This window comes from Shewanella sp. SR44-3 (assembly GCF_014163735.1).
Classification (GTDB): Bacteria; Pseudomonadota; Gammaproteobacteria; order Enterobacterales; family Shewanellaceae; genus Shewanella.
In genome coordinates this window covers 78,957-94,015 of the sequence record NZ_JACJDV010000002.1, presented here as the reverse complement: position 1 = coordinate 94,015, position 15,059 = coordinate 78,957, and the positions used below count along the sequence as shown (strand labels likewise).

The 15,059-nt window shown below is 42.1% G+C and carries 16 protein-coding genes and 1 tRNA gene; 11 read left to right on the top strand and 6 right to left on the bottom strand.

Going from position 1 to position 15,059, the window contains the following annotated elements; genetic code table 11:
- Positions 1-135 precede the first annotated feature (135 nt).
- From H5073_RS01905 to H5073_RS01895, 3 genes are all read right to left on the bottom strand, one after another.
- A complete protein-coding gene (locus H5073_RS01905; protein WP_182676426.1) occupies positions 136-1,701 on the bottom strand; it encodes a PAS domain-containing methyl-accepting chemotaxis protein in 1,566 nt (521 codons plus the stop codon).
- Positions 1,702-1,980: 279 nt separating this feature from the next.
- Positions 1,981-2,057, bottom strand: a tRNA-Arg gene (locus tag H5073_RS01900).
- A gap of 188 nt (positions 2,058-2,245) precedes the next feature.
- Positions 2,246-3,460, bottom strand: a complete 1,215-nt coding sequence (locus tag H5073_RS01895) for a flagellar assembly protein FlgT (RefSeq protein ID WP_182676425.1) — start codon at positions 3,458-3,460, stop codon at positions 2,246-2,248.
- Positions 3,461-4,014: 554 nt separating this feature from the next.
- On the opposite strand from H5073_RS01895, the gene H5073_RS01890 reads away from it, so the two are divergent.
- Positions 4,015-4,695, top strand: a complete 681-nt coding sequence (locus H5073_RS01890; protein WP_259394786.1) for a FlgO family outer membrane protein — start codon at positions 4,015-4,017, stop codon at positions 4,693-4,695.
- 2 nt (positions 4,696-4,697) lie between these two features.
- Positions 4,698-5,144, top strand: coding sequence for an LPP20 family lipoprotein (locus tag H5073_RS01885; protein ID WP_182676423.1), 447 nt, complete (start codon positions 4,698-4,700; stop codon positions 5,142-5,144).
- 107 nt (positions 5,145-5,251) lie between these two features.
- On the opposite strand, the gene H5073_RS01880 is transcribed toward H5073_RS01885, so the two are convergent.
- From H5073_RS01880 to flgA, 3 genes are all read right to left on the bottom strand, one after another.
- Entirely contained in the window at positions 5,252-5,677 is a 426-nt protein-coding gene (locus tag H5073_RS01880) for a flagella synthesis protein FlgN (protein ID WP_182676422.1), read from the bottom strand.
- A 175-nt stretch (positions 5,678-5,852) separates the two neighbouring features.
- A complete protein-coding gene (gene flgM, locus H5073_RS01875; RefSeq protein WP_182676421.1) occupies positions 5,853-6,173 on the bottom strand; it encodes a flagellar biosynthesis anti-sigma factor FlgM in 321 nt (106 codons plus the stop codon).
- Positions 6,174-6,246: 73 nt separating this feature from the next.
- Positions 6,247-6,954 (bottom strand): flagellar basal body P-ring formation chaperone FlgA, encoded by a 708-nt coding sequence (gene flgA, locus H5073_RS01870; RefSeq protein WP_182676420.1) that lies wholly within the window; start codon positions 6,952-6,954, stop codon positions 6,247-6,249.
- A gap of 331 nt (positions 6,955-7,285) precedes the next feature.
- On the opposite strand from flgA, the gene H5073_RS01865 reads away from it, so the two are divergent.
- From H5073_RS01865 to flgH, 9 genes are all read left to right on the top strand, one after another.
- Positions 7,286-8,206 (top strand): chemotaxis protein CheV, encoded by a 921-nt coding sequence (locus H5073_RS01865; RefSeq protein ID WP_182676419.1) that lies wholly within the window; start codon positions 7,286-7,288, stop codon positions 8,204-8,206.
- Positions 8,207-8,334: 128 nt separating this feature from the next.
- The gene (locus H5073_RS01860; RefSeq protein ID WP_182676560.1) at positions 8,335-9,174 is read left to right on the top strand and encodes a protein-glutamate O-methyltransferase CheR; all 840 of its coding nucleotides are present in this window, start codon (positions 8,335-8,337) and stop codon (positions 9,172-9,174) included.
- Positions 9,175-9,342: 168 nt separating this feature from the next.
- Positions 9,343-9,741: a flagellar basal body rod protein FlgB gene (flgB, locus tag H5073_RS01855; protein ID WP_182676418.1), complete on the top strand. Its 399-nt coding sequence runs from the start codon at positions 9,343-9,345 to the stop codon at positions 9,739-9,741.
- Positions 9,742-9,743: 2 nt separating this feature from the next.
- Positions 9,744-10,160, top strand: a complete 417-nt coding sequence (gene flgC / locus H5073_RS01850) for a flagellar basal body rod protein FlgC (protein ID WP_182676417.1) — start codon at positions 9,744-9,746, stop codon at positions 10,158-10,160.
- 24 nt (positions 10,161-10,184) lie between these two features.
- Positions 10,185-10,976, top strand: a complete 792-nt coding sequence (gene flgD, locus H5073_RS01845) for a flagellar hook assembly protein FlgD (protein WP_182676416.1) — start codon at positions 10,185-10,187, stop codon at positions 10,974-10,976.
- An 80-nt stretch (positions 10,977-11,056) separates the two neighbouring features.
- Positions 11,057-12,424 carry a flagellar hook protein FlgE gene (flgE, locus tag H5073_RS01840; protein ID WP_182676415.1) on the top strand — a complete coding sequence of 456 codons (1,368 nt, stop codon included), beginning with the start codon at positions 11,057-11,059 and terminating at the stop codon, positions 12,422-12,424.
- A 397-nt stretch (positions 12,425-12,821) separates the two neighbouring features.
- Positions 12,822-13,565 (top strand): flagellar basal-body rod protein FlgF, encoded by a 744-nt coding sequence (gene flgF, locus H5073_RS01835; RefSeq protein WP_182676414.1) that lies wholly within the window; start codon positions 12,822-12,824, stop codon positions 13,563-13,565.
- Between the two features lie 11 nt (positions 13,566-13,576).
- Complete coding sequence (flgG, locus tag H5073_RS01830; protein ID WP_182676413.1) at positions 13,577-14,365, top strand: flagellar basal-body rod protein FlgG; 789 nt, start codon at positions 13,577-13,579, stop codon at positions 14,363-14,365.
- A 9-nt stretch (positions 14,366-14,374) separates the two neighbouring features.
- Complete coding sequence (gene flgH / locus H5073_RS01825) at positions 14,375-15,052, top strand: flagellar basal body L-ring protein FlgH (RefSeq protein ID WP_182676412.1); 678 nt, start codon at positions 14,375-14,377, stop codon at positions 15,050-15,052.
- Positions 15,053-15,059: the final 7 nt, after the last annotated feature.

The window sequence follows — 15,059 nt, the reverse complement described above, 5'->3', positions numbered from 1 at the left end:
GATTATAAAGCCATGGCTACAGATAGGGAAACAATACCCATTATTAATGCATGAAAATGTCACACCCCAGCAGATGCCTGCTGGGGTGTGACATTTTATGTATTTAGCCTCAACTTGGGTTAATAGAAGAAGAGATTACAAGGTAAAACGTCTGATAAGAGAGCGGAGTACAGCGACTGTTTTTTCTAAATGAACACTGGCTTGCAGTGAGTTTTTCGCTGTGGCTTGTGTATTGTTTGAGCCGTCAGCTATCTCAATAATTTGTTTATTGATATGTTCGGCAACCGTGCTTTGCTCCTCTACCGCAGATGACATCTGTAAGGTTAATTCGGTAATGTTAGTCACAGCTGTGTGAATTTCATTAAGCGCATCACGGGTTCGTCCAACGACCAATACCCCTTGTTCTGCGGCGGCTTCCCCTTTTTTTGAGACTTCAACGGCACTCTTGGTTCTAGAGGCTAATTGCTTCACAACTTGATGGATCTGATCGGTCGATTCACGGGTTTTAGAGGCGAGGGCACGCACTTCATCTGCGACCACACTAAAGCCTCTGCCTTGCTCACCGGCTCTGGCGGCTTCAATAGCTGCATTAAGGGCGAGTAGATTGGTTTGGTCGGCAATGGTGCTGATAAGATTTGCGGCCTGAGCGATTTGCTCTGTTGAATCCGCCAGCTCTTTAACCGTGGTGGCTATGCTGTTGACTGAGGTATTTAACTGATTGATAGACATTAATGATTCATCAGCTAATCGAGTACCATCATTAACGAATTCGATGGCACTTTCTGCACTTTGGGAGTTTATTTCAATTTTCTGAGCTACTTCCTGAATGGCCTGAGTCATTTGAGTAATGGCTGAGGCTATTTGTTGAGTGGCTTGTCCTTGATATTCAATAGAGTTGCTGGCGCTTTGGGCTTCTTCTCGAGTGGTCCGTGAAATAGTGTCTAATCCAGCGACAGAATCATTAATCCGAGTTAATGCTGTACGGCAGCGCGCCATTTCACTAGCAAAGGCGAGCTTTGCTCTGGCTTTTGTTCCTACATCGGCAAAATAGGTTTGGGCAACAATGGGATCTGAGAATGAGCTTGGACTTAGTTGTATTAATGACTCCCAGTCTTTCATTTGGCACTTAACATTCCATATTGCAGCTAAACCGGTTGTAATTAAGCCCATTAGCGCCGCATTTTGACCATAAACTGACCCTAGCACTGCGCTCAACGTAAGCCCTGGAATAATAGTGGGTAACAAGCTACTGGCATGCTGAGTTAGACTTTCCAGCTTTTGCTTTGGTGCTTTGCCGCGTGAGAGCCGTTGATATATGTTACTTGCCCTTATTTTTTCATCGGCAAGCGCTGAAACTCTGACAGATTCATAGCCGATGAGCTGATTGTTTTCATAAATAGGGGTGATAAAAGCGCTAACCCAGTAAAAGTCACCATTTTTTCTGCGGTTCTTAACTAGTCCCATCCAAACTTTACCCATCTGTAGTGTTTGCCACATTTTTTTAAACACAGCTTCTGGCATATCAGGATGGCGTACTATGTTATGGGCTTGGCCTATAAGTTCTTCGCGGCTAAAACCACTGACTCGAGAAAATGCGTCATTGCAATAAACGATGTTACCTTTTTCATCCGTACTGGAAACGAGACGTTCGTCATCAGTGAGAAAAAACTCTTTTGCGGTGACGGGAAGATTTTCGCGCATTGGTGCTGTCCTTGTCTTTTAAGTTGAAATTCACAAGTTTGGTGGTTTCAAATGTCCATTTAACTAGCCGTTAACAATATGTCTGCAACAAGTGAGTTGCTTTGGAGTTGGAATAAAATTAATTGCTACATTAGCTATAAGTGATGATAGAGGCTTTGGTTTTAAAATCAAGTTATTGACTATTAAAGGAATATTAAAGGTTGTTAATTAATGAATAATACCAAGTTCGAAGAGGAAATGATGACTTATAGGGCTGATTAGTGCAGCGAGGAGATAGAATGGTGTCCCAGGCAGGATTCGAACCTGCGACCTATCCCTTAGGAGGGGATTGCGCTATCCAGCTGTGCCACTGGGACATGAGTGGCCATTATATAAAAATATCGATAAAAAGATATGACGTTTAATAAAATAAACTGATAACTGATTAAAACTTAAGCTAAATGTGGTTTTGTATCCCAATGATACAGCTCCACAGAGGATAATTCTCATGCTCAGGTCATGTCGAGCATGAGGTTTGGTTATTATGTTGCTCTTATAGCGAATATTAAAGCTTGAGGGCAATGTCCTGTAATTGAATATTATCCGCTGCGTCTATGCCAACTAAAGCTGCTGTTGCTGTATCTTCAGAAACTTGATCTATAGTCACATTCGTTTGGCTTTCCGTGGCTATGGTTCTCATACTGTTAAATCTGTCTGGTATATTTTGCTGCAAAATTATTTGAAACTTATCCCCGGTTCTTACGCCATTTTTACGCCCAAGGTTGATGATAATTCTTTCTCCTTGGCGGGCAATGATCTGTCCGAGTAACGGCCTACAGCTCAATTCATCATCAAGGGCTAGGCTGCTTTCTTGGAATAATTGGAGCATGCTTTGGCCATAAGCTGAGTTCCAGAATTGGTGGCTGGCGGGTGAGACGATTTCCTGAGGTGCAAATTCCCATACTGCAGCGTCTGAAAATGACTTACTCCAAACCACTTCACCGCTTATCCCGTGATATAAGGTGAGTTTGAAGCTGAACTGCCTGATATCTGGCTCAGAGACAAATCCCATATAGGAGCTACTGCCTTCTTGTAGTGATATATCCAAGATCTCGGGCTGAAGTAAGTACTGACTATCGGTGATTTCACCTAGCCATGAGGGGATCCTATAGCCTTTGAAGTTTGTGAGGGTGTTGGCTTGATCTAGCTTCTCATCAGCATGGATCCGCATAAAGCTATAGTTTGATTGGGCATTGATCACATTGCCAAGCTTCTGGGATACGGCTTGCTCAAATTTGGCTAGCTGGCCGTATCTAAGTTGAGCTCTGTCAGCAATAGTGGCTTGGGGCAACATAATGGCGGCTTTTAAGCCTTGTTTTTGACATTGAGTGTTGCTTTCTTGATCTGAAAGCTCCAACGCTAACACTACAGTGAGGATATTATGACTTACAGATTCGCTGACGAGCACTATGTTATCGGCAACTCCCATTCTTTGCATCGAGAAAGAATCTTGGGTCAGTCTTCCTTGTTCAATCTTTTGTTCGCTATTGAAGTTAACCCCAGCCTTTAAGCTTGCATAGTTGAGTGCTTGACTGATGGCATCCTCTCGAGCTTTGTCAAAGTCATCGTTAACAATACGCGCCTTGCCCGTAACTTCAACTTGTTCGCTATAGGCTTGAGCCATAAATATCAAACTACCAAGGCTGACTAAGGCAAGAGTAATATGACGCTTTAGTGCCTTCAATTTGCGTTGAGAAGAGATGAATTTCTGTGCTTTCATGTAGAAGCCTCATGCATGATCATTAATGTGTATTGTTGCTGTGTATACTTACTGCATAAATATTGCATCATGAATACCTATGGCACTTAAATGTAAAACGTACCGCTGAGCCATTCAGTGTTAGAACCCAGTGCTATGTCGAGATAATGTCGAAATTGTGGCTTTAAAGCTGCTAAAGTATTTTATAAGCAATTTTTACGCCAAAAATATATATTTCTGCTCTAAGTTCGAGATTGACGGTTTCACTATCTTATTCATAAAGTTTGTTCTACCTGAGCCGATAAATAGCCAATATCACAGCAGCTAAAATTCATATTTTAAGCTAACTATAGCAATAACTTGTATCAGACAATCTGACTAAGATGCCTCTAGGTTTGAGCTTATATTTGCTTAATGCCTAGCATTAGATTGCTCTTTGAATTAAAGCTAAGTTGGCTTGAAAATTGCTTGTTAAAATCAGTTTAGACGTATGACTAAATTTTGCCGATTGGCTCAATGTTAGAGATATAAAGGGCAGGGCGATGAATACTAGTGTCATCCAAAGGAATTTGCTTATGCAAAAGTTTACCGTGGTAACCGTTATCTTGTTTTTAGGAGCCTGTGCCCGTCAACCGGCAGATCTCTCATTTAACAATCAGGGCCATGTTGTGAATCCAAACAATACAGAGCCGGTTGCTAAATTGAAGCTGTCCTATGATATCAATGAAGTTGGCTTGTCCCCTAAGGGGCAAGTGAATGTGCTAGCAGAAAAACTGGTTAATGAGCTTGTAGTGCACAATGATAGCCTTAGAGCAGATCAGCCTTTACTTGTCACTACACCAGTAATGCTTGATAGCTTTGATAAAACCAATGAGCTTGGCCTGCAGTTACAGCAAGGTATGATTGCAGCGTTTCATGCCCATGAGTTTAATCTTGTGGACATGAATGTGGCTGAAACCTTAAGGTCAACTCAGCAAGGTGAATTTATACTGAGCCGTGATTGGCTGCAGCTTCCCTCTGACTTACCCGTATCACATGTGGTGGTTGCTAGCATGAGTTTGACAGCAGAAGGCTTATTAGTGAATGCCAGAGTGGTTGATGTGAGTAATAATCGTGTTGTATCTGCAGCGCAAACATTTGCTGCTAACGTCACTCTTTCTGGGTATTTGGAGCCATCCAATAAAATAATCTCTCGTGACGGTGTACTCTATCGCCACGAAACAGAAGGCAAAGAAAGTCTAGGGGTGAGGAAATAACCATGAGATTAATTATATTATTGATGGCAATGCTATTAGCTGGATGCTCATCTGGTGATAGGTACGTGCAATGGGAAACAGAAGCGCCTACAAACTTTCCTAAATTAACCGCTATAGGTTATGCGCCACTAGCAACCCAGCCTTCAGATATTCAAGCTCATAGAGTTCTGATGGCAATGCAAGCTTCTAAAGTCGTGGCGTATCGTGAATTGGCTGAGCAAGTGTACGGTCAAAAGATCACCGCAAACTCAAGTGTGAGTGACTGGTTGCTCACCGATGATAATGTAAAGGCCAATGTGTCAGGTCTTATACGTGGTGCTAGAGTTGTGAAAAGTTATCCGTCAGGTGAGCATTATGTTACTGAGTTAGAACTGGATTTCTCACTGGTATGGGCATTGTACGAGCAGCAAAATCGGCCTAAAAAAGTTAAAGATGTGACTTACTTTTAACCGGCACTCAGGCCCATTTGATTGTCTCAAGCTAATGTTATAAAAGATAACAAAAAAGCCGCTAATGCGGCTTTTTTAGTCTAATGAAAGAATACTTAATTTGACTGTTATGCTTTAAACCCATCGCCAAGACTCGATATCGTTGAAGTTTTGCCTTTATCATTATAGGTTAGGCTTGTTGCGTTACGACTAACTTGTAATGCTTGTGAGAAGCGGTTAAGGCTCGCGATATTGAGCTCAATCAGGCTGGCATTTTGCTTATTACTATCCTGGCATTCTTTAAGAAGTCTCTTAGCTTGAGCCACCTTTTCAATAAGGTTTTCCTCGGTACTGAGTAAATGATTTTCCTGGTGACTGGCCAGTTTAGTGTCATTCATTTGAAGTTCATTTAAACACTGTAATTTATCTTTCGCTAAGCTCATAAGTAAATCAGCATCGCGCTGGTGCAATGCTTGAGTTTCTTCGGTTATAAGCGTTTTTAATTTAGCAAGAATACCAAGTTGGTATGCAACGAGTTTTAGCAGTTCAGTCATAGGTTACTCATATAGTTTCGTTTTGGGTAAAACAGCATAATAAGAGTAACAATTAGCCCGTTTAGCCCATGCACAAATTGAGTTGTGTCATTGGGTTATCGAACGCTCAGGTAATGCATTTCATCTGTGTGTTACACAATTGACTAAATGCAGCCTAGTTAAGCATGACTAATTTTTACTCGGCATCAAGGCCCAGTTCGCTGAGTTCAGCTTCAAAGCTTGCAATGTTTGCCGCTAATTTTTCAGGGTCAACTTTATAACGCCCTTCGGTAATCGCGAGCTTAATTTCAGCGACCTTTTTTTGATCAATTTCGGGCAAGGATGACATTTTTGCCTGGGCACTTTGGAGTTGCTGGGCTTGTGAAGTAATGCTCACGGAATCCGTTTTAACACTCGAAGTACTTTGCTTAGTTGCTGTATCGTTTGCTTTAGCAGCCATATCTCTATTGGCTCTTAAAGGTGTCGTTGTATTTAGCTTGTTAATATCAATTGCCATGATAGGCTCCAGCGTGAATAAGTCAGTTTCTCTAACAGGGTATCGGCTGTTAACATGTAAACTTTAGTCTATTTTACATTTTTACTTCAACTTCGCCAATCCCTGTGACTTGGGCCTCTAACTCTCTGCTTGATATACTATTTCGCACTCTTATCATGTCGCCATGATTACCATCATTAAGCGCCTCTCCTGAGGTTTTTATTTGAATCGTTTCGGTCTTAGCAATAATAGAAACTGGATCACCCTTACAAACAAAGCATAAATTACTGCTCAAAATGGGAGCGTCTTTGGAGACTCTTCGCTTTACTCGACTGCCGACAATTTGATTTATTTCAGTAAAAAACTGCCCGCGTAAGCTGTATTGATCGATAAAGGCAATGTGTAAGCTATCACTGCTAATCAAAGCACCTGGTGATAAGACTCTATCAGCAGCAACAACGGGATAGAGTATTTCAACTCTCACTGATATATAGACTTGCCAAAGGTAATTTAGACTAGGTGCATGGCAGCTGAGCTTAACTGTGTTATTACGGCCTATCTCTCGCTCTGATGCGAGTTCGACTTCTACAGGGGATGAGCAGGCTGGTGGAGTAAGGCGGCCGTCAATATTCTGAGGTGTGATAAGGACTTTTGCATTCTCTGGCGCATCAATTTTATTGGCGACAGCATCTTTAGCTAATTCAGTTAAGGCCGATATTGAAGGCACGTGTGTGACTTCGTCCGCTAAAACGGGCAAAGTTTGTAGTGATAATAATAAAGCGAAGAAAACTTTTACTTTCATAATGAAGAGACTAGCGTGTTTTGCCAGAATGCACCTATACTTTGTGTGAATGATAGATAATACCCGTTTTATGTGAGTTCAGTTAAGTCAGAAACTTGACGTATCGATTACTCTTATTAACGTAAACATGTATATAATGATAAAGTGATGGATAATAAGCAATTTATATGCCGATATAGATTTGTTGCAGATGACTTGGCTTATTTAACAAGCTCATCTACTAGGGCAAGTAAAATGCATCAATGACTATCGCGGTATTTGGCGTAAATGGCCGAAATTACAATAATCGTGCCCTTAGGGGTATAGCTTTCACAAACAACAAGGCAGTGTTATGTCGAGTATTCTTGATTCAGTTAACAAACGCACCCAACTGGTTGGGCAAAACAGGCTTGAGTTGTTGCTGTTTAAACTAAACGGTCGTCAACGCTTTGGGATTAACGTTTTTAAAGTTAAAGAGGTGTTACAGTGCCCACCATTGACCACATTGCCTAAACTAAGCCCTTTTGTAAAAGGGGTTGCTCATATTCGTGGTTCAACCATTTCAGTTATCGATTTGAGCGCCGCGACAGGTGGCCGTCCACTGGCGAGCACCAAAGATTGTTTTATTATTATTTCTGAGTACAACCGTAGTATTCAAGGCTTCTTAGTGAGCTCTGTTGAGCGTATTATTAACACTAATTGGGCGGATATTATGCCTCCACCGAAAGGTGCTGGCCGTTATTCCTACTTGACTGCCGTGACCGAAATTGAAGGTGAGTTGGTTGAGATTTTAGATGTAGAGAAAATTCTTGATGAAATTTCTCCAGTTAAAACTAGCATCAGTGCGGAATTAAGCGAGCAAATCACCCTAGATAAAGAGCAAAATTTTCATATTATGGTGATTGATGATTCAGCAGTTGCCCGTAAGCAGATCATTCGTTCATTAGAGTCGCTTAATTTACAGATTGATACCGCAAAAGATGGTCGCGAAGCGCTTGAGAAACTTAAAGCAATAGCGAAAGAAATGGATGATGTCTCAAAGGAAATTCCGTTAATTATTTCAGATATCGAGATGCCTGAGATGGACGGCTATACCTTAACCGCAGAAATCCGTGATGATCCAAAACTTAAGAATATTAAAGTGGTATTGCATACTTCTTTGAGCGGTGTATTCAACCAAGCTATGGTACAAAAAGTGGGCGCGAATGACTTTATTGCTAAATTTAATCCTGATGAGCTGGCTTCTGCAGTGAATAAGCATTTAAGTTTATAATGATTTTTTCTAAAATGTTTAATCACAAATTTAATTTTGAACTACATTAAATAGAAGCGTTGATACCGAGTGGATAACCCACGCATTCGTGGTTTATGAGTTTCTTCTGGGCTCAAAATGATTAGGAAATAAATGTGACTGACAAAACGCTCGATGAAGCAGAATACAATCAATTCAGACTGTTTTTAGAACAACACAGTGGCATAGTGTTGGGCGATAACAAACAGTACTTGGTAAGAAGCCGTCTCGCTCCTTTAATGGGGAAATATAATTTACCCTCATTGACTGAGGTGGTTAAACATTCGATGAAGCCGTCAGAGAGACAGCTGCGTGCAGAAGTTATTGATGCAATGACAACCAATGAAACCTTATGGTTTAGGGATAGGTATCCTTTTGAATTGCTGAATAATGTTTTACTGCCTGAATACAGTAAGCTAGGCCGTCCATTAAAAATTTGGTCAGCGGCATGCTCATCTGGACAAGAGCCATACTCGTTAGCTATGACTATTTTAGAGTATCAGCAGAAAAAACCTGGTGCATTGGCTGGTAATGCAACCATTCAAGCAACAGATTTATCCCCTTCGATGCTTGAACGTTGTAAAAATGCAGAGTACGACAGCTTGGCATTGGCACGAGGACTTTCTGATGAACGTAAACGTCAGTTTTTTGATCCGCTTCCTACAGGCAGTATGAAGCTTAAAGATAATGTGAAGCGTTTAGTTAACTTCCGTAGTCATAATTTATTAGAAAGTTATACTTTGCTTGGAAAATTCGACATTATTTTTTGTCGTAATGTGCTGATTTATTTTGCACCGGATGCTAAGGCAAAAATATTGCGGCAATTTGCTGCCGCTTTAAATCCTAAAGGCATACTGTTTCTTGGCGCATCTGAGTCAATTGCAGGTTTAACTGAAGAATTTGATATGGTGCGCTGTAATCCGGGTATTTATTATCAGAAGAAGACCTAAAGCAATCTGAGCTAGCGACTGCAATTCTGCTTCAACCTTTCATTTTTCCCCATAAAAGCGCTGATTTATTCAGCGCTTTTATTTTTTACAAGCAATAACTCGTATTTATTGATTTTGTTGGCATGAGCTTTGCTTTGTTTTCATGAGTTAGCTGATGGAGGCAAAATTATGGCGATTAACTTCGAAAATGCGTTAGGTGTGCATCAATACTCTTTAGGGATCCGCTCACAGCGGGCAGAAGTGTTATCGAGCAATATCGCCAATGCTAATACCCCTCATTATAAAGCGCAGGACGTTGATTTTTCATCGGCGATGCAAAGTGCACGCTCACATCAGAAAGGGCTATCTATGAATAGTACTTCGGAAAAGCACTTTGATTTAACTAGCATTACTCAGCAACACGTTAAGTATCGAGTGCCAAATCAGCCTGATACTGGTGATGGTAACACGGTTGATGTGCAAAAAGAGCAGTCTTCATTTATGCAAAATGCGTTGGAATACCAGATGTCCCTAGGTTTTCTTGAAAGTAAATTCTCAGGTATGAGAAAAGCGCTGCGAGGTGATTAATCATGAGTTTATTTAATATTTTCGATGTTTCAGGTTCAGGTATGGCGGCACAATCCGTACGTTTGAACACCACGGCAAGTAACATTGCTAACGCAGATTCTGTTTCAAGCAGCGTAGATAAAACTTATCGAGCTAGGCACCCTATTTTTGAAGCTGAACTGAATAAGGCACACGATCAGCTTAACGGTACCAAAGGCGTTCAAGTTCGGGCAATAGTGGAGAGCGATAAACCGTTACTCAAAGAGTACTCTCCAAGTCACCCTATGGCAGATGGTGATGGTTTTATTTATAAACCTAACGTGAACGTGATGGAAGAAATGGCAGATATGATTTCGGCTTCTCGCTCCTATCAAATGAATGTTCAGGTTGCTGATGCCACTAAAACCATGCTGCAACAAACACTAAGGATGGGTAAATAACATGTTTATTCAAGGAGATAATCTATGAGCATAGTTAATCCTTCGAGTCAGTCTCTGCCTCAGGCGACGACAAAGTCATCGACAATAGCGAATAACCCGCAAAGTACAGTGGCGTCAGCCACGAATACTCAGTCGACAACTACTGGGAACCCATTTCTTGATGGTATTCGTTTACCGACAGAATCAGCAGTGCCAGAGGCAAAAGATCAGCAGCTGACGCAAAAAGACTTCTTTGCACTATTAAGCCAACAGTTGTCGATGCAGGATCCTTTTAAACCAGTTGATAATGATCAGATGATCCAGCAAATGGCATCCTTCTCAACCGTAGACGGCATTACTAAACTTAATGAAGAAATTTTAAATTTGACTAGTGTCACCAGCTCCAGCCAAGCATTACAAGCATCTGGTCTTGTCGGCCGAAAAGTCCTTATCCCATCGGATACTGGCTACCTTTCATCAGAGAGCTCAACAGTTAATGGCGTTATCAGTACCCCAGAAAAAATCAAAGATATTACCGTCAGGGTGGAAGACTCTAAAGGGCAGCTAATTCAAAGCTTTAAGCTTGATGGCAGTGCCGGTGGTAACGTCGATGTGTCCTGGGATGGTTTAGATGCTAGCGGCCAGCCTGCCATAGGTGGTGAATATAAGCTTAAAGCCAGCGGCAAAGTTGATGGTAAAGCTCAAGAGCTACCAGTTTCTACCTATGCGCATGTGACAAGCGTCTCATTGGGTACCGCAAGCTCAGGGGCTATTTTGAACCTCAGAGGACTAGGTGGCATTAAACTTGCTGATGTTTTAGCGGTAAAAGAAACGTAAATTAGCCAGTTAAAATCGATAATACGCATGACTGTCATAAAATTGTCATTGGTGGCACAGAATTAGGTAAGAGGTGAATTATGTCGTTTAACATTGCACTCAGTGGCATTGCAGCCGCGCAGAAAGACTTAAACACAACAGCAAATAACATTGCGAACGTTAACACTATTGGTTTTAAAGAGTCGCGAGCAGAATTTGCTGACGTCTATGCTAATTCTATCTTCTCTAATAGTAAGACCGCTGTGGGTGGTGGTGTGACGACGACCCAAGTGGCGCAACAATTCCATCAAGGCAGCTTGCAATTTACTAACAATGCATTGGATTTAGCCATTAGTGGCGGTGGCTTCTTTGTGACTTCAGCGTCAGTTGGGACTTCTCAAGATCAATCTTTTTCACGGGCAGGTGCATTTAAAGTCGATTCAAATAATTACATGGTGGATTCAGCGGGTAATTTTTTACAAGCATTCCCAGTGGATGAGGCTGGTAGTTCAACCTCAGTGAGTTTAACAACGACAAAACCTGTCAAAATACCTGATACCGCAGGTAGTCCGGTAAAAACAAGCACTATTGGCATGCAAATGAATTTGAACTCAGGTGAAACAGCTTTAGATCCTGCTGCCTTTGATCCTACGGACCCTAAAACATTCAATAAATCAACGTCTGTAACTATGTACGATTCATTAGGTGAATCTCATATTATGACCAGCTATTTTGTCAAACCAACGAATGGATCATACACAGGTGAGAGTAACTGGGTTGTTTTCTATGCTGTTGACGGTAAACAGGTTGACCTTGCTGGTACTGATGTCGGTACCTATCAGACAGATACCGATGGCGATCGCGTGGCTGATACGCCGCAGTTAGCCCAAACGGCTGGTGGCTGGCGTGGTTCTGTACTTAAGTTTAATGATGTCGGCGCCTATACTGGCAGCGATCCAGCAGTATTAACTACTGAAGCGCTAGGCGTACCTGGCGCAGGTATTTTAGGCCCAGGAGCTGACGGTACCCAAACACTGAGCATAGGGTTTAACAATCCCACCCAATACTCATCAGCTTTTGAAGTGACAGAGCTTACTCAAAATGGCACCACAGTTGGCCGTTTGACTAATGTATCCATTGGCTCCGATGGACTGGTGACTGCTAAGTACAGTAATGGCTCTACAGTGCCGCTAGCTCGGGTAGCGTTAGTGCGTTTTGCGAATGAGCAAGGTTTGACTCAGGTGGGAAATACTTCTTGGAAGGCCAGCTTAGACTCAGGCCCTGCACTTGCGGGCGAAGCGAATAGCGGCACATTTGGTAGTATTCGCTCTTCGGCTTTAGAGCAGTCGAATGTCGACTTGACCACTGAGCTGGTTGATTTGATTTCTGCCCAACGTAACTTCCAAGCTAACTCTAGAACCTTAGAAGTGAACAATACGCTGCAGCAAACTGTGTTGCAGATCCGCTAGCCCCTTTATCTATCAGTTTGTTTAGAGGGCGTTTCAGTACATTGAAACGCTCTTTTTATTTCCCAAGTATCTAATCTCCTACCTTTCATTACATTAATCCTTATCTAACCTCAGTTCGGAATAATAAATGCTTATCAAACAGCTCTTTGCATCGCTAACTGTGTTGCTCCTTTACACAAGAAATCTTGCAATAGGCTAGCTATTGACGGGTTAATTCGCCTTGTTATCGGCGCAAAGTTCAAGTTTGAACATAAGATATTGAATTTAGATTATTTCAACTCCATTTATTCATCTCTTAACCCGAGTTGAGGTTATCTGGCTTTTTTTTCAACTTGGCACAATGTTTGCTTTTATCTTGGTATATTCTTTTCATTGCAAAAACTTGACGGAGCAGCAGATGGACAAATTTCTCTATGTTGCCATGAGCGGCGCGAAGCAAAATATGAGCGCGCTTGCGGTACGAGCCAATAATTTGGCCAACGCTAACACTGATGGTTTTAAATCAGATCTCACTCAAGCCCGTTCTATGCAGGCTTTCGGTGAAGGCTTGCCGTCACGTGTGTTTGCGATGACTGAAATCGCCACTTCAGATTTTAAAGCAGGTGCGCTTAAAACCACAGGACGAGATCTTGATATCGCCATTAAAGGTGACGGCTGGATAGCGGTGCAAGCCCCCGATGGTTCTGAAGCTTATACGCGCTCGGGTGGGCTTAAATTTGACAATACTGGATTACTGCTTAATAACCGTAATAATCCAGTAATGGGTAACTCTGGTCCAATTGTCTTACCTTTACCCATTGATAAATTACAGATTTCTCCTGATGGAATTATTTCAATCCGCCCGCAAGGGGCTACTGCTGAAGTGATTGAAGAAGTGGGCCGTATTAAATTAGTTAACCCTGACAACTCACAAATGATGCGCGGTGAAGATGGGCTTTTTCGTCTGACCTCAGGTGAAATCGCCGCTAAAGATCCCCGTGTACAAGTTGAAAGCGGTGCCATTGAGGCAAGCAATGTCAACCCAGTTGAAGAAATGGTGGCGTTAATCAGCATTCAACGTCAGTACGAAATGCAAGTGAAGATGATGAAAACGGCAGAAGAAACCGATCAAGCGTCTTCATCCTTAATGCGAATTGGTTAGGAGTATAGATTATGCATCCCGCTCTCTGGATTAGTAAAACCGGCCTTGATGCCCAGCAAACTGATATTTCAGTTATTTCTAACAACGTGGCGAATGCCAGTACGATTGGCTATAAAAAAAGTCGTGCGGTATTTGAAGATTTACTTTACCAAACGGTCAATCAAGCCGGTGGGATCAGTGCCGACAACACCAAATTACCTAATGGTTTAAATATCGGTGCGGGTACCAAAGTCGTGGCAACCCAAAAAATGTTTAGCCAAGGCAATATGCTGACCACTGACAACTCATTGGATTTAATGATTGAAGGGCCAGGATTTTTTGAGGTTCAATTACCTGATGGTACACCTGCGTACACTCGAAATGGTCAATTTAGTTTAGATGATACAGGTCAAATCGTAACTCCAGGTTCTGGCTATGTGCTGCAACCCGCTATTACTATTCCGGAAAATGCTACCAGTATTACCGTGTCTGCCGGTGGTGAGGTATCAGTTAAGATCCCAGGTACTGTCGAGAGTCAGGTTATCGGTCAAATTACCATGACAGATTTTATTAATCCATCAGGCCTAGATCCACTTGGGCAAAACCTTTACACAGAAACTGGCGCTAGTGGCACGCCGATCCAAGGCACAGCATCTTTGGATGGACTTGGTGCGATTAGGCAAGGTGCGCTTGAAACCTCCAATGTTAACGTGACTGAAGAGTTAGTTAACTTGATCCAAAGTCAGCGAATTTACGAAATGAATTCAAAAGTGATTTCAGCGGTTGATCAGATGCTTGCTTATATTAATCAGAATTTGTAGGGCAATATTATGAATAAATCCATAGTACTTCTCATGGTCTTTCTGCTTGGTGCTTGTAGCTCTACTCAGCAACGAAAGCCAATTCCTGACGATCCTTTTTATGCTCCAGTGTATCCGGATGCGCCGACGACACAAACAGCGTCAACAGGATCTATTTTTTTAGACTCCCAAGCATCAAGCCTGTATTCAGATATGCGGGCTCATAAAATTGGCGACATTATTACTGTGGTATTGATGGAGTCAACTCAAGCGAAAAAAAGCGCCACCAATGACATTAAAAAAGGCTCAGACATGAGTATGGACCCCATTTTTGCTGGGGGAGGGAATGTCACCATTAAGGGGGTGCCGCTGGATCTTACCTATAAGGATGCTTATAACACCAAGCGTGAGTCAGATGCGGATCAAAGCAACAGTTTAGACGGCAGTATCTCGGCTAATGTGATGCAGGTACTCAGTAATGGCAACTTGGTTATTCGCGGCGAAAAGTGGATATCCATCAATAATGGCGATGAGTTTATCCGGGTTACTGGCATAGTGCGCAGCCAAGACATTAAGCCTGATAACACCGTTGAATCAATGCGTGTTGCTAATGCGCGTATTCAATATAGCGGTACTGGTACTTTTGCTGACGCACAAAAAGTGGGTTGGTTAGGGCAATTTTTCCTCGGTGAATGGTGGCCTTTCTAGGAGTGTA

Coding starts and splice junctions, on each gene's coding strand:
- H5073_RS01905 (WP_182676426.1), bottom strand. CDS start 1,701: ATGCGCGAAAATCTTCCCGTCACCGCAAAAGAGTTTTTTCTCACTGAT.
- H5073_RS01895 (WP_182676425.1), bottom strand. CDS start 3,460: ATGAAAGCACAGAAATTCATCTCTTCTCAACGCAAATTGAAGGCACTA.
- H5073_RS01890 (WP_259394786.1), top strand. CDS start 4,015: ATGCAAAAGTTTACCGTGGTAACCGTTATCTTGTTTTTAGGAGCCTGT.
- H5073_RS01885 (WP_182676423.1), top strand. CDS start 4,698: ATGAGATTAATTATATTATTGATGGCAATGCTATTAGCTGGATGCTCA.
- H5073_RS01880 (WP_182676422.1), bottom strand. CDS start 5,677: ATGACTGAACTGCTAAAACTCGTTGCATACCAACTTGGTATTCTTGCT.
- flgM (WP_182676421.1), bottom strand. CDS start 6,173: ATGGCAATTGATATTAACAAGCTAAATACAACGACACCTTTAAGAGCC.
- flgA (WP_182676420.1), bottom strand. CDS start 6,954: ATGAAAGTAAAAGTTTTCTTCGCTTTATTATTATCACTACAAACTTTG.
- H5073_RS01865 (WP_182676419.1), top strand. CDS start 7,286: ATGTCGAGTATTCTTGATTCAGTTAACAAACGCACCCAACTGGTTGGG.
- flgB (WP_182676418.1), top strand. CDS start 9,343: ATGGCGATTAACTTCGAAAATGCGTTAGGTGTGCATCAATACTCTTTA.
- flgC (WP_182676417.1), top strand. CDS start 9,744: ATGAGTTTATTTAATATTTTCGATGTTTCAGGTTCAGGTATGGCGGCA.
- flgD (WP_182676416.1), top strand. CDS start 10,185: ATGAGCATAGTTAATCCTTCGAGTCAGTCTCTGCCTCAGGCGACGACA.
- flgE (WP_182676415.1), top strand. CDS start 11,057: ATGTCGTTTAACATTGCACTCAGTGGCATTGCAGCCGCGCAGAAAGAC.
- flgF (WP_182676414.1), top strand. CDS start 12,822: ATGGACAAATTTCTCTATGTTGCCATGAGCGGCGCGAAGCAAAATATG.
- flgG (WP_182676413.1), top strand. CDS start 13,577: ATGCATCCCGCTCTCTGGATTAGTAAAACCGGCCTTGATGCCCAGCAA.
- flgH (WP_182676412.1), top strand. CDS start 14,375: ATGAATAAATCCATAGTACTTCTCATGGTCTTTCTGCTTGGTGCTTGT.